General features: G+C 69.1%; 10 protein-coding genes. All 10 read right to left on the minus strand.

Features of this window, described 5'->3' with window-relative positions; translation table 11 throughout:
* Window positions 1-124: 124 nt before the first annotated feature.
* Window positions 125-1,249, minus strand: coding sequence for a P1 family peptidase (locus ACVPT3_RS04730; RefSeq protein ID WP_492043043.1), 1,125 nt, complete (start codon window positions 1,247-1,249; stop codon window positions 125-127).
* A complete protein-coding gene (locus ACVPT3_RS04735) occupies window positions 1,246-2,862 on the minus strand; it encodes an ABC transporter ATP-binding protein (protein WP_492043044.1) in 1,617 nt (538 codons plus the stop codon). The genes ACVPT3_RS04730 and ACVPT3_RS04735 overlap by 4 nt, the downstream gene beginning before the upstream one ends.
* Window positions 2,859-3,722, minus strand: a complete 864-nt coding sequence (locus tag ACVPT3_RS04740) for an ABC transporter permease (RefSeq protein WP_492043045.1) — start codon at window positions 3,720-3,722, stop codon at window positions 2,859-2,861. Before ACVPT3_RS04740 ends, ACVPT3_RS04735 begins: the two co-directional genes overlap by 4 nt.
* Entirely contained in the window at window positions 3,719-6,298 is a 2,580-nt protein-coding gene (locus ACVPT3_RS04745; protein ID WP_492043046.1) for an ABC transporter substrate-binding protein, read from the minus strand. The genes ACVPT3_RS04740 and ACVPT3_RS04745 overlap by 4 nt, the downstream gene beginning before the upstream one ends.
* 51 nt (window positions 6,299-6,349) lie before the next feature.
* Window positions 6,350-7,669, minus strand: a complete 1,320-nt coding sequence (aptA, locus tag ACVPT3_RS04750; RefSeq protein WP_492043047.1) for an omega-aminotransferase AptA — start codon at window positions 7,667-7,669, stop codon at window positions 6,350-6,352.
* Between the two features lie 192 nt (window positions 7,670-7,861).
* Window positions 7,862-10,087, minus strand: a complete 2,226-nt coding sequence (locus ACVPT3_RS04755) for a TonB-dependent receptor (RefSeq protein WP_492043048.1) — start codon at window positions 10,085-10,087, stop codon at window positions 7,862-7,864.
* A 274-nt stretch (window positions 10,088-10,361) separates the two neighbouring features.
* On the minus strand, window positions 10,362-10,913 hold the full coding sequence (locus ACVPT3_RS04760) for a cupin domain-containing protein (RefSeq protein ID WP_492043049.1): 552 nt from the start codon (window positions 10,911-10,913) through the stop codon (window positions 10,362-10,364).
* 5 nt (window positions 10,914-10,918) lie between these two features.
* Window positions 10,919-12,205: an acetylornithine deacetylase/succinyl-diaminopimelate desuccinylase family protein gene (locus tag ACVPT3_RS04765; protein ID WP_492043050.1), complete on the minus strand. Its 1,287-nt coding sequence runs from the start codon at window positions 12,203-12,205 to the stop codon at window positions 10,919-10,921.
* A gap of 10 nt (window positions 12,206-12,215) precedes the next feature.
* Window positions 12,216-13,355 carry a 3-isopropylmalate dehydrogenase gene (gene leuB, locus ACVPT3_RS04770; protein WP_492043051.1) on the minus strand — a complete coding sequence of 380 codons (1,140 nt, stop codon included), beginning with the start codon at window positions 13,353-13,355 and terminating at the stop codon, window positions 12,216-12,218.
* Window positions 13,336-14,100, minus strand: coding sequence for a glucose 1-dehydrogenase (locus tag ACVPT3_RS04775; protein WP_492043052.1), 765 nt, complete (start codon window positions 14,098-14,100; stop codon window positions 13,336-13,338). Before ACVPT3_RS04775 ends, leuB begins: the two co-directional genes overlap by 20 nt.
* Between the last annotated feature and the right edge of the window lie 5 nt (window positions 14,101-14,105).

A 14,105-nucleotide genomic window follows, 5' to 3' on the forward strand; every position in this document is an offset into this window, starting at 1 on the left:
GGCGAACTCGCCGGGTGAAGCCAGCACGCGAGGGTCAAGGCCGCCGCAGAGGCGCCGGCCTTGACGCGACCTGATCCGGAAGCCGACGCCACCCTTTTGATGACGCCATCAATGGGGCCTGAGCCTAGGCTTCAAGTTCCCGCCAGGTCTTTCCCGTGACGCCTTGATAGTTGGTGGCGTGATAGACGCCCCGCGCGATGGCGCGGGCCAGGACGTCGGCGGCGACATTGCCCAGCTGAGCCACCGCCACCTGGCGCAGGGCCGGGTTGTCGATCGTCTTCTTGCCGGTGGACAGGCAGAACAGGGTGTCGCCGTCGAAGGGGGTGTGGCTGGGGCGGATGGCGCGGGCCATGCCGTCCTGGGCCATGATGGCCATGCGCAGGCATTCGACCCGCGTCAGGGCCACATCGGTGGCGATGCAGGCGATGGTGGTGTTCTCGCGCGGCCGGGCGCGGAACTTGGACAGGCCCCAGTCCTCGGCCGAGGCGTGCAGGCCGGCGGCGCCCAGCCCGCCGAACTCATCGCCGATCTCATAGGGAGCGGCCCAGAAGGTCTTGCCGCCGGGGGCGACGACGGAGCCGACGCTGTTCACCGCCACGACGGCGCCGACCGTCCAGCCCGCCTCCATCACCGCCGAGGCCGAACCGATCCCGCCCTTCAGCGCCCCGGCCTCGGCGCCATAGCCCGCGCCAGCGGCGCCCAGGTCGAAGCGGTCGCCCGCCGCCTCCAGCGCCTGAACGGACAGGCGGCGATACGGCGGCTCCATCTCCCACTGCTTGTTCCCGCCGTTGGCCAGGTCATAGAGGCAGGCGGTCGGGATGATGGGCGAGGGGGGCACGCCCGGCGCCCCGCCCATGCCGTAGCCGCGCCCGCGCATCCCCATCCAGGCGGCGACGCTGTCGGCTGAACCCAGGCCATAGACCGAGCCGCCCGACAGTATGATGGCGTCCACCTCTTGCACGAGGTTCTCGGGGCGCAGGACGTCGGTTTCGCGCCCGGCGGGGCCGCCGCCGCGCACGTCCACGGCGGCCGTGGCGGGCTTTTCGGCCAGGATGACGGTGACGCCGGTGCGCACGTCTGCGTCGTGGGCCTGGCCGACCTTGATCCCCTCGACATCGGTGATCAGGTTCAGCGGGCCGGTGCGGCCTGAGGCGCGGGCGGCCGATCCGGCGGGCTGCGCCTTGGCCGAGGCGGCGGAGGAGGCGGCGGCGCCGATCAGGGCCGAGGCGAGGACGGTTCTGCGGTTCATCGGGCGTCTTCCTTTTCCAGAGCGGGATTGCGGACCAGATCCGGCGTCGCCGCCAGAAGTTTCTGCGTATAGGGGTGCGAGGGGGCGGCGAAGACGGCGGAGGTCGCGCCCTGCTCGACGATCTTCCCGGCGTGCATGACCAGAAGCCGGTCCGTCACGGTGCGCACCACGCTGAGATCGTGGGTGACGAAGAGGTAGGACAGGCCCAGGCGATCCGACAGGTCGGCCAGCAGGTCCAGCACCTGGGCCCGCACCGAGACGTCCAGGGCCGACACCGCCTCGTCAAGGCAGACGACCGAGGGGTCGGTGATCAGGGCGCGGGCGATGGCGATGCGCTGGCGCTGGCCGCCGGAGAACTCATGCGGATAGCGGTCTGCAGCGCTGTTGGTCAGGCCCACCCGTTCCAGCATTTCGTCAATGCGGCGCCGCGCCTCGTCCGGGGCGGGCCTGGCGTCCAGCAGGTGGAAGTTTTCAGCCACCAGATCCCGGACTTTCCAGCGGGGGTCGAAGCTGCCGTAGGGGTCCTGGAACACCACCTGGATATCGCGTCGGATGGCCTTCAGCGCGGCGCCGCGCGCAGTGGTGATGTCGCGGCCCCTGACCCGGACGCAGCCCGCCTGGGGCGCTTCCAGCGCCAGTATGGCGCGCAGCAGGGTGGACTTGCCGCAGCCGCTTTCGCCGACCAGGCCGACGCTCTCGCCCGGCTGGATCGACAGGCTGACGTCGTCCACGGCGCGGAACGTCTTGGACCGGCCGAACAGGGCGGGCGCGCCGCCGTAGTCGCGAACCAGGCCCTGGACCTCCAGCACCGGGGCGGCGTCCGCCTGGGGCCGACTGCGGCGCACGGGCGCGTGGGTGGCGTTGGCCAGCAGACGTTGCGAATAGGGGTGGGCCATGCCGGACTCGATGCGCCCGACGGGGGCTTCCTCTACGAGCTCTCCGTCCTTCATCACCGCCAGTCGATCGCAGGTCTCGGCCACCACGGCCAGGTCGTGGGTGATGAGGATCAGCCCCATGCCGTCCTCGCACACCAGCCGCTTCAAGAGCTCCAGCACCTGGGCCTGGGTGGTGACGTCCAGCGCCGTCGTCGCCTCGTCCGCGATCAGCAGCTTGGGCGTAAGGGCGATGGCGATGGCGATGGCGACGCGCTGCCTCTGGCCGCCCGACAGTTCGTGCGGATAACGGCTCAAAGGGAAGCGTTCAGCGGGCAGGCCGACCCGGTCCAGCATGGCGCGCGCGACGGCCAGCGCCGCCTTGCGTGACACCGTCTTGTGCAGGCGCACCGTCTCGGCGACCTGATCGCCGATGGTCATGACCGGGTTCAGGGCGGTCATCGGCTCCTGGAAGATCACGCCCACGTCGCGGCCGCGCACCTTCTGCAGGGCGGCGTCAGAGGCGCCGGAGACGAGCTGGTCGTTCAGGCGGATGTCGCCGGTCACGGTCGCGCGCGGCGGGGTCAGGCCGATGATCGCCAGGGCCGTCATCGACTTGCCCGATCCGCTTTCGCCGACCAGGCCCAGGATCTCGCCGGGCGCGACGGACAGGCTGACGCCCTTCAGGATCGGCGTGGCGCCGATCGACAGGTTCAGGTCGCGGATGTCCAGGACATTCATGCCGGGCGCTCCCGCCGCACGCGGGGGTCGAACAGGTCGCGCAGGCCGTCGCCGGTCAGGCTGAGCCCCAGCACGGTCACGAAGATGGCCAGGCCCGGCATGATCGCCAACCAGGGCGCGAAGCCGATCATGGTCTGGGCCTCGGCCAGCATCCGGCCCCAGCTGGGCGCAGGCGGCTGGGCGCCCAGGCCGACGTAGGATAGGCCCGCCTCGGCCACGATGCCGACGGCGAACTGGATCGCCGCCTGCACGACCAGCAGGCTCATCAGATTGGGCAGGATGTGTTGGAGCGAGATCAGGGTCTGGGACTTGCCCGCCGTGCGGGCGGCCAGGACGTATTCGCGGGTCCAAAGCCCCCGCGCCGCGCCGCGCGCCACGCGCGTGAAGACGGGAATGTTGAAGACGCAGATGGCGATGACGGCGTTGATCGCCCCCGGCCCCATGACGGCGGTGATCATGACCGCCAGCAGCAGGGCGGGAAAGGCGAAGATCAGGTCGTTGCCGCGCATGACCAGCTCGTCGATCCAGCCGCCTCGCGCCGCCGCCAGAAGGCCCAGCGGTGTGCCGATCCCGGTGCCGACGCCTACGGCGACGAAGGCGACGATCAGGGAGTTCTGCGCCCCGGCCATGATCATCGACAGGACGTCGCGCCCGAAATGGTCGGTCCCCATCCAATGGGCGGCCGAGGGGGGCGCCAGTTTGGCGGCGATGTCCACCGCCGCCGGATCGTAGGGCGTCCAGACCAGAGCGATCAGGGCGGTGGTCACCACCACTGCCGTCAGGGCGAGGCCGGCGACCAGCGACAGGGGCCAGCGGGCGCGCGTCTTGACCGGCGCAGGCAGGGCGATGACCTCGGTCATGCGCGACGTCCCCTCAGGCGCGGATCAGCGAACAGATAGGCCAGATCGATCAGGAAACTGACCAGGACCACGGCGAACACCAGCACCACGACCACGCTTTGCACCACGATCAGGTCGCGCTGGGTAATGGCCTGGAAGACCAGACGGCCCAGGCCGGGCAGGGAGAAGACATTCTCGATGATGATGCCGCCCGCCAGCAGGAAGGGGAACTGAAGCCCGAGGATGGTCAGGACCGGGACCCAGGCGTTCCGCAGGGCGTGGCGCCACAGGGCCTGACGGACCGACAGCCCCTTGGCGCGGGCGGTGCGGACATAGTCCTCGTTCATCGTGTCCAGGAGGGCGGTGCGCAGCACGCGGGCCAGGATGGCGGTCTGGGGCGCGGCCAGGGCCACGGCCGGCAGGATCAGGGCCTTGAAGGCGGGCCAGAATCCGGCGCCCCAGCCCGGAAATCCGCCCGCCGAAAACCAGCCCAGCTGCACCGAGAACAGCAGGATCAGCAGCATGGCGATCCAGAAGTTGGGTAGGGCGACGCCGACCTGCGTCACCCCGATGAGCCCGGTGTCCACCGCCGTGCCCCGCCGGCCGGCGGCGGCGACGCCGATGGGCAGGGCCGCCATCAGGGACAGGACGGTGGCCATCAGGGCCAGGGGGGCGGAGACGGCCAGACGCTCGGCGATCAGGCCGCCGACCGGCACCTGATAGGTGTAGCTGGTTCCGAACCGCCCGGTCAGCAGGTCGCTCAGCCAGGCCAGGTAGCGCTCCAGCCCCGACCCCTCCAAGCCCATCTGCTGGCGCAGGGCGGCGATGGATTCGGGGCTGGCGTTCAGACCCATCATGTAGCTGGCCGGGTCGCCCGGCACGACCTGAAGCAGCAGGAAGATCACTAGGGTCGCCGCCAGCAGCGTCACGGCGTGGCCGCCCAGCTTCTTCAGCACCCAGGCTGCGCCGAACCGCCAGGCGACGAAGGCCAGGAGGGCGACGCCCGCGATCAGGCCGATCCAGCCCCAAGGCAGACCGCCGCCCGTGCGTCCATCCGCCGTCTGGCCCGCCGCGCCCGCTCCGGCCCAGGATGCGCCGGTCACGTCGTTGGCGGCTATGGGCGCGTTGATCCACAGGCCGCTGAGGCCCGCCTTCCACACCCCGATGCGCGACGACTGGAACAGGAAGCCGTTGACGGCGTCCTCTGCGATCCGGCGTTGCAGGTCGGCCAGCAGGCGGGTGCGCGTCGCCTCGTCCGGCGCGGCCTGGACCTGTTTCAGCAGGGCGTCGAACGCGGGGCTGTCATAGCCGAAGTAATAGTCCTTCCGGCCATAGATGTCGTAGTCCATCGGCTCGACGTGTTCGACGATGGTCAGGTCGAACTGGCGGCGCTTGAACACCTGGTCCAGCCACTGGGCCCATTCCAGGTTTTCGATCTTCGCCCGGACACCGGCCTGGGCCAGCTGGGAGACCAGCACCTCGCCGCTGCGCCGGGCATAGGGGCGGGGCGGCAGGCGCAGGGTGACGTCGACGCCGTTCGGATAGCCGGCCTCGGCCAGCAGTTGACGCGCCCTGGCCGGATCGTGGGGATAGAGGCCGGTCAGATCGACATAGCCCGGCGCCTGGCGCGAATAGTGGCTGCCGATCGGCTGGCCGAACCCGAACATGGCCCCCTGGATCAGGGCGTCGCGGTCGATGGCGTAGGACAGGGCGCGGCGCACCCGCACGTCGTTGAACGGCGGGCGGGCGTTGTTGATCCCCAGGATGACCTTGCCCTCGGACGCGCCGACCACGACGCGGAAGCGCGGATCGCGCTGGAACTGGGCTGCATTCTCGGGCGCGGGATAGTTGGGAAAGGCGTCCACGTCGCCGGCGCTGACGGCGGCGAAAGCGGCGGTCGGATCGCCGATGAAACGGAAGACGACAGTGTTCAGGCGGGGCGGCCTTCCCCAGTAGCCGTCGCGGCGCGCCAGGGTCAGCTGGCTGCCGCGCCGCCAGCTCTGAAGCCTGAACGGGCCGGTCCCGACCGGGGCGACGGCCTCGGTCGCCGCGCTCTTGGGCGACACCATCACCGCATCGCCCCAGGCCAGGACATAGGCCAGGGTCGCCATCGGCCGGGACAGATGGATACGGATCGTGGCCGGATCCACGACCTCGACCTTTTCGATCGGGGCGAACAGGGCCTTCTGGGCGTTGGTGGAGCCGGGCGCGGTGATGCGGTCCAGCGCGAACTTGGCGACCGTGGCGTCAAAGGGCGAACCGTCCGAAAAGGTCACGCCGCGCCGCAGGTGGAAGGTCCAGGTCAGGCCGTCGGGCGACGCCTCCCAGCTTTCGGCCAGAAGCGGCGCCACCGCGCCGTTCTGCGTCAGCCGGGTCAGGCCCTCGAAGATGTTGGCGTAGACGACCTCGTCCACCGCCGCCGCGGCGCCCGAGGTCGGATCGAGGTTCGGCGGCTCCAGCGGCAAGCCCAGCACCAGTCGGTCGCGGGAGGTTTGCGCCTGGACGACGGCGGGCAGGGCGGCAAGGCCCAGCAGCAGGGCGACCGCCAGCAGGGCGCGGCCGAACCGGCTCCAGACCCTGTTTGCCGATCCCCGCATCACGCCGTGTCGTCTCCCCTTCGCTGATGTAGCATCGCCCAGATCGCCGCGTCAGAGCGTGTTTGTAAGAAGGCCGGCCAGGCCCCCGATCAGTTCGTCGATCTGGGCCTTGTCGATGATCAGCGGCGGCGACAGGGCGATGACGTCGCCCGTCACCCGGATCAGCAGGCCGGAATCGAAGGCGCGGTGGAAGACCTCGGTCGCGCGGGCGCCTGGCGCCTCGGGCCGGGGGGCCAGTTCGACGGCGGCGACCAGGCCCAGGTTGCGCACGTCGATGACGTTGGGCAGGCCCTTCAGACCATGCACTGCGTCTTCCCAATAGGCGCCCAGGTCGTGCGCGCGGTCGTACAGCCCCTCGGCCTCATAGACGTCCAGGGTCGCCAGGGCGGCGGCGGCGGCCAGCGGATGGCCCGAATAGGTGTAGCCGTGAAAGAATTCGATGCCCGGACCGCCCGCGCCGTTCACCACGGCGTCGTAAACGCCCTTGCTGACCCCGACGGCTCCCATCGGCACCGCCCCGTTGGTCAGGCCCTTGGCGCAGGTCAGAAGATCGGGAATGACGCCCAGGGTCTCAGCCGCCGTCACGCCGCCCACGCGGCCGAATCCGGTGATGACCTCGTCGAAGATCAGCAGGATGTCGTGGCGCGTCGTGATTTCGCGCAAGCGCTCCAGATAGCCGACCGGCGGCACGATGACCCCGGCCGAACCCGACAGCGGCTCCACGATGACGGCGGCGATGGTCTCGGCGCCGTGCTGGGCGATCAGGGTCTCGAGTTCGTCGGCCAGATGCGCGCCCCAGGCCGGCTGCCCGCGCGAGAAGGCGGCCTCTTCCAGGTTCAGGGTGTGGGGCAGGTGATCAACGCCGGGCAGGGTCAGGAAGCCGCGCTTGTTGTTCTCCAGCCCGCCCACGGAAATGCCGCCGAAGCCGACGCCGTGATAGCCCTTCTGCCGGCCGATCAGGCGGGTGCGGTTCTCGAATCCGCGCGCCCGTTGATAGGCCAAAGCGATCTTCAGGGCGCTGTCGACCGCCTCGGAGCCCGAGCCGGCGAAGAAGACGTAGTCGATGTCGGCGGGGAACAACAGGCCCAGCCGCGCCGCCAGTTTGAACGCCAGCGGATGGCCCAGCTGGAAGGTGGGGGCGTAGTCCAGAACCTCGGCCTGACACTGGATCGCTTCCACGATGGGGCGGCGGGCGTGGCCGGCGTTGACGCACCACAGGCCCGCCGTTCCGTCCAGAATCCTGCGGCCCTCGGGCGTGAAATAGTGCATGTCCTTGGCCGAGGCCAACAATCTGGGGTGGGCTTTGAAGCTGCGGTTCGCGGTGAACGGCATCCAGAAGGGATCAAGGTCGTTGGCAGCCTGGGCGGTCATGCAGGGGTCCTTTCGCGATGACCAATAGCGGATGAAAGGCCCCCGAAGGAAAGCCTGTTATTCCGGCGATTCAACATGCTGAAAAGATTGGAGTTGTCTGCGTTCCGATCAGGATTTCGGGCGGCGTGATCAGGGGCGTCGCCAAGGCCGCGGCGGGCGACGCGACGCGGGGCCGCGCCGCCCGGCCGGGCCTCAATAGGCCAGGCTCAGCCGCACGCCGATGGTGCGGGGCCGACCCGGCTGGGCGATGTCGGCGGTCGTGAAGAAGTTGCGCGTCAGGTCATATTCCTGATCGAACAGGTTGCGAGCCCAGAAGGCGACCGACCAGTTGGCGTTCTCTGGCCCGACCGTCACGCTGGCGTTGGCCAGCCAGTAGGCGGGTATGTCGTACTTGGTCCCCAGCCAAGACGGATAGTCGTCGCGATAGCTGTAGTTGGTCTCGGCCGTGACGGCGAAACCGCTCAGCGTCCAGTCGTAGCTGATCGACCCGGCGTAGGACCAGGCGGGGAACAGGATGGGATCGCCCGATTTGTCGACATAGACGGCGGCGCCCGCAAGGCGAGAGGCCGCGACGTCCATGGCCTCATACTCGTCGTACTCGCCCTTCTTGTAGCTGAGCGACTGGCTGATCCGAAGGCCGGCCGCCGGCCGCAGCACCGCTTCCAGTTCGGCGCCCCAGATGTGCGAGGACGGGACGTTGGTGAAGCGGCCGACCGGCCCGTTCTGGCCCCAGACGGCCGACAGCACCTGCTGGTCCGTGTAGTCGTAGAAATAAGCCGCGCCGTTCAGCTGGAAGGCGCGCGAGGGGTCGGCCTTGAACCCGACCTCATAGGCCCAGAGGATTTCAGGATTGAAGGGCTCGATCCCGCTGCTGTCGCCTGTGTTGTAGGTGGTGAAGCCGCCCGACTTGGCGCCCCGGCTGGCCGAGCCGTAGATCAGGAGGTTGTCGGTCGGCTTGAACTCCAGCGCCGCCTTGCCGGTCAGGGGCGTCATCTCGGTTTCGACGGTGGTGGGCGGCAGGGCCGTGGCGCCGCCGAAGGCTGAGCCGAAGCCCTGAAGCTCGCGCGTCTCTTCCTCATAGCGCAGGCCTAGAATAGCCTTCAGCCGGTCGCTGATGGCGTATTCGCCCTGGCCGAAGACGCTCCATGACGTGACCGACTGGTCATAGGTGACCTCGGCGTAGGTGCCGTAGATATCGATGAAGTCCGAAAAATAGCGTTCGTGCAGATCCTGCTTGGACGCATAGAAGCCCGCCACCCAGGTCAGCGGACCGCCCGTGTCGGAGGCCAGGCGCAGTTCCTGCGAACTGACGTCCACGTCGCTGCCGAAGAAGGTGTCAGCCTCGACCGAGGAGCTGGAATCCCAGTCGCCGTATTCGCTGCGCTCCAGCGTCTCAAAGCTGGAGATGCTGGTCAGGGTCATGCCGTCCAGCGCCAGATTGGCGTTTAGCGACGTGCCCCAGGAGGAGTTGTCGCGTCCCGGCTTGGCGTCGGCGCTGCGGCCGATGGCGGCGGCGAAGCGGGGTGAAATCCCCCAGCCGGTCTTGGAGTGGTCCGTATCGGCCGGGATCAGGCTGCCGCCCGCCGCGCCGCCGCGCGTCGTCAGGTCTCTGAGCAGATAGAGGCCCTGGTTCTCGGACTTGTCGATGCCGCCATGCACGTCCAGCAGCAGCGACAGGCTCTGGTTCGGATCCCAGGCGATCAGGGCGCGGGCGCCGGTGCGGTCGGCGTCGCCCAGGGTCTCTCCCGTATCGCGATTGCGCTGCCAGGCGCCGCCCTGTTCGGTCGACAGGGCCAGGCGTCCGCGCAGGCCCCCGCCCAGCGGGCCGGAGGCGTAGCCCTCCGCATGGAACAGGTCATAGCTGCCCCATTCCGTCATCAGGCCGGCGGACGGGTCGTCCGTCGGGCGCTTGGTCACGAAGCTGATGGCGCCCCCGGTGGTGTTGCGGCCGTACAGGGTCCCCTGCGGGCCACGCAGCACCTCCACCCGGTCGATGTCGAAGATCAGCCCCTGGGTCATGACCGGGACCGGATAGGCGACCTCGTTCACATAGACGCCGACGGTGGGCGAGTTGTTGGAGGCGTAGTCCTGAAAGCCCACGCCGCGCATGCGGAACTGGGCCGCCCCGCCGCCGAAGGCCGGCTCGACCTCCAGGTTCGGGGTGACGTTCTGAAGCTGGTTGACGTTGGTGACGCCCTGTTTCGTTAGGGTCTCGCCGCTGAGGACGCTCAGGGCGATGCCCACGTCCTGAGCCGCCTGTTCGCGGCGCTGGGCGGTGACGATCACCTCGTCCACCCATTCGGCGCGCTCGGCCTTGGTTTCCTGCGGTTGGGTTTGGGCCTGCGCGACGGACGCCAGGCTGATAGACGTCAGGGCGGCGAGCGCCCCGGCGGATACGCTGACCAAAAGACGATTCATTGCCTAACCCCCTCTGAGGCTGCGGATCGTTCTGAGCGATTTGCGCGGCCGACCGGCGAGACTACGGGGCCCGCCGTCCCTGTGATCAGCCTGGGGCGGCCCCGTCGAGCCGGACGGCCTTGACCGACAGCTCCCGTTCCATCCCCCGCCGCCACATGAGAAGTAGCTGACTAAACGCGAGGCGCGGCAAGCCTATTTCTTCCGGGAGGCAAGCCGCTGACATTACTCTATAATAAAGACACTTGATCAGGATTCTGATCAAATAATCGACTTGTCAGAAAGTCGGGGGCGTGCAGGCGCTGATCACGACGCAGGGCGTGTCGCCCACATTGCGGAAGCGATGGGGCAGGACGCTGGGAAACAGATAGCCGTCGCCGGCCTTCAGCACCCGCGACTGACCGTCCACCATGACCTCCAGACGGCCCGAAATGATCAGTCCGCCCTCCTCGCCTTCGTGGGACAGCATGACCCGGCCGCTGTCCGATCCGGGCTGGTAGGTTTCGTAGAGGATCTGCAGGCTGCTGGCTTGGCCCGAGCCCAGCTGACGATAGGACACCTCCCCGCGCGAGATGTCGGTCAGTTCGTCGTGGCGATAGAAGTATTTGGTCGGGGTCTCGAACTCGGAGCTGAAGAATTCGCCCAGAGACACGCCGGCCGCGTCCAGCAGCCGCTTCAGCGAGCCGACCGAGGGGCTGGTGCGGCCGCTTTCGACCAGGCTGACCGTGCTGGAGGGAATGCCGGCCTTGCGGGCCAGGGCGCGTTGAGACAGGCCCAGGCGATCGCGCAGGGCGCGCAGGCGTGGACCGATGATGTTCTCGGCGTCCACCGCTCCTAGCTCCGTCGTCGGGTCAGAAGGCCGTAGGCGGCGCGCGCCATGACCTTGGCGGAGTTGATCATGTCGTCGATGCCGACCCATTCGTCCGGCTGGTGCGCCAGATCCAGCACGCCGGGGCCGTAGGCGATGCAGTCCTTCAGCCTGCCGATGCGGTCGACATGCTTCTGGTCATAGGTGCCGGGCGAGCAGACGAACTGGGCGCGCCTGCCCAGGACCGTCTGGATGGCGGCGGCGGTCGTGCTGGCCACCGGGCCGTCGCGGTCGGCCATGCTGGGCGCCACCTCGAACAGGTCGCGGATTTCGTAGCGGAAGCCGTGCCGCTGGGCCGCCAGTCCGTCCAGGACGCCCTTCACCTCGCCCTTCACCGCTTCCAGCGTTTCCTCGATCAGGAAGCGCCGGTCGATGATCATGCGGGTTGAATCCGCCACGCACGGCGCGGGCAGGCCGTCGAAACCCTCGGCTTGGCCGCCATGGATGGAGTTGATGTTCATCGTCGACTGGCGCGCGCCCTCGGGCACCACCGGCATGTCGGTATGGCGGGCGGCCATGGCGGGATAGAGCTTGGATTCGAACGCTTCCAGCACGGCGCCCATGTGGCGGATGGCCGAATCGCCCAGGAAGGGCATGGAGCCATGGGCGATGCGGCCCTTGGTCTCGATCTCGGCCCACCAGACGCCGCGGTGGCCGATGCAGACCCGGTCCACGTTCAGCGGCTCGGGGATGATGACGTGGTTGACGCGCGGTTCGGAGAACCAGCCCCGCTCCGCCAGATAGGCCACGCCGCCGTACCCGCCCGACTCCTCGTCGACCGTGCCCGAGATTTCCAGCGCGCCGGGCAGGGGCAGGCCGGAATCGATCAGGGCCTCGACCGCCAGGATGGAGGCGGCCAGGCCGCCCTTCATGTCGCAGGCGCCTCGGCCGTAGACGCGGCCGTCCTTGACCTCTCCGCCAAAGGGATCGACGGTCCAGCCGGCGCCGACCTCGACCACGTCGATGTGGCTGTTGAAGTGGACGCAAGGGCCGGGCGCGGCGCCTTCCCAGCGGGCTATGACGTTCGTGCGCGGATATCTGTCGCTGTCGCCCGGCGAGCCTTCGCCCCGGACGTATTCGACCTTGAAGCCGCGTCCCTTCAGCCGTTCGCCGATATATTCGGCGCAGGGGCGATAGGCCTCGCCGGGTGGATTGACGGTCGGAAAGCGGATCAGGTCCTGGGTCAGGGCGACCAGGTCGTCGGTGCGGCCGTCGATCAGGTCCATGACGGTCTCAAGGGTCGGGGCGCTCATCGGTCGATCCTCATGCGGGCTCTGCATCCAGCGCGGCCAGAATCGCGTCGGTCATCTGAAGGGTGGAGACGGGGGCGACGCCGGGCTGGGATACTGTTCTCTGGGCGATGTCGGGGGTGCGGACGCCGTTGGACACCACCCGACGCACCGCACCCTCCAGCCGGTCGGCCAGGTCCGACCGGTCGAAGGACCAGCGCAGGCACAGGGCGAAGGACAGAATGGCGGCGATGGGGTTGGCGACGCCCTGGCCCGCAATGTCCGGCGCGGAGCCGTGGATGGGTTCGTACAGGCCCCGGCTGCGTCCGCCCTGGCCGAGGCCGGACAGGGAGGCTGAGGGCAGCAGGCCCAGCGACCCGGTCAGGGCCGCCGCCGCGTCCGACAGGATGTCCCCGAACAGGTTGTCGGTCACGATGACGTCGAACTGGTCCGGCCGCCGGACCAACTGCATGGCGCAGTTGTCGGCGTACATGTGCGACAGCGCCACGTCGGGATAGTCGGAGGCGACCTCGCCGGCCACCGCGCGCCACAGGGCGCCGGTCTCCATGACATTGGCCTTGTCGACGGAGCAGAGGCGGCGCTTGCGGCTGCGGGCCAGTTCGAAGGCGGTGCGGCAGACGCGGGCGATTTCGGCCTCGGTATAGGCCTGGGTGTCATAGGCGCGGCGGGCGCCGTCGGCGTCGACCTCATTGGCGCGGGGCAGGCTGAAATAGACGCCGGCAGTCGCCTCGCGCACGATCAGGATGTCCAGGCCCCGGATCAGCTCGGGCTTCAGCGCCGACGCGTCCAGCAGTTCGTCGAAACAGACCGCAGGCCGCAGATTGGCGTAGAGGTCCAGCGCCTGGCGCAGACGCAATATGCCCATCTCGGGCCGCTGGGCGCGGGGCAGGTGGTCCCACCTGGGACCGCCCACGGCGCCGAACAAAACCGCGTCGGACGCCAGCGCCTGATCGACCACAGCCTCGGACACGGGCGCGCCGACGGCGTCGATGCTTGCCCCGCCCGCCAGGCCTTCGGTCAGGTTCAGGCGTAGGCCGGCGTTGCGGCCGAACCAGTCCGCGACGCGCATTGTCTCGCGGATGATCTCGGGGCCGATGCCGTCGCCCGGCAGGACCAGCAGGTTGAAGACGCGGTCAGATGCAGCGGCCACCATCGACCTCCAGCGCTACGCCCGTGATCATCGAGGCGTCGTCCGAACAGAGGAAGGCCGCCGCCGCGCCCATGTCCTCGGGCGTCGAGAAGCGGCCGATGGGGATGGAGGCCAGGAATTTGGCCCGCACCTCGGTCGTGTCGGCGCCCATGAAGGTCTTCAGCAGCGGGGTGTCGCCCGCCACCGGGTTCAGCGCGTTCACCCGGACCTGGAAGGGCGCCAGCTCCACCGCCATGGCCCGCGTCGCCGTGATGACCCAGCCCTTGGAGGCGTTGTACCAGGTCAGGTTGGGCCGGGGGCTGACCCCTCCGGTGGAGGCGATGTTCAGGATGGCGCCGGACCGCTGGGCCTTCATCGCCGGCACGAAGGCCTTGGACATCAGATAGAGGGCGCGCATGTTGACGGCCGCGATGTGGTCAAAGGCCTCGTCCGACAGTTCGTCCAGCGGCTGGGGCGTATGGCCGACGCCGGCGTTGTTGACCACGATGTCGATCCCGCCCAGCCGGCGGTGCGCGGCCTCGGCCAGGCCCGCGACCTGTTCGGCGTTGGCGACGTCTACGGTCAGGCCCAGATCAGCGTCGCCCAGCTCGGCCGCCAGGGCCCGGGCGGCGTCGCCGTTCAGGTCGGCGACGATGACGCAGGCGCCTTCCTCGGCGAAGCGGCGCGCGATGCCGGCTCCGAAGCCCGAGGCCCCGCCCGTGATGATCGCGCGCTTGCCGTCCAGCCGCTTCGATCTGTTCCCCTCCAAGGCGT

It is taken from the genome of Brevundimonas sp. FV1ps31S, from assembly GCF_058681265.1.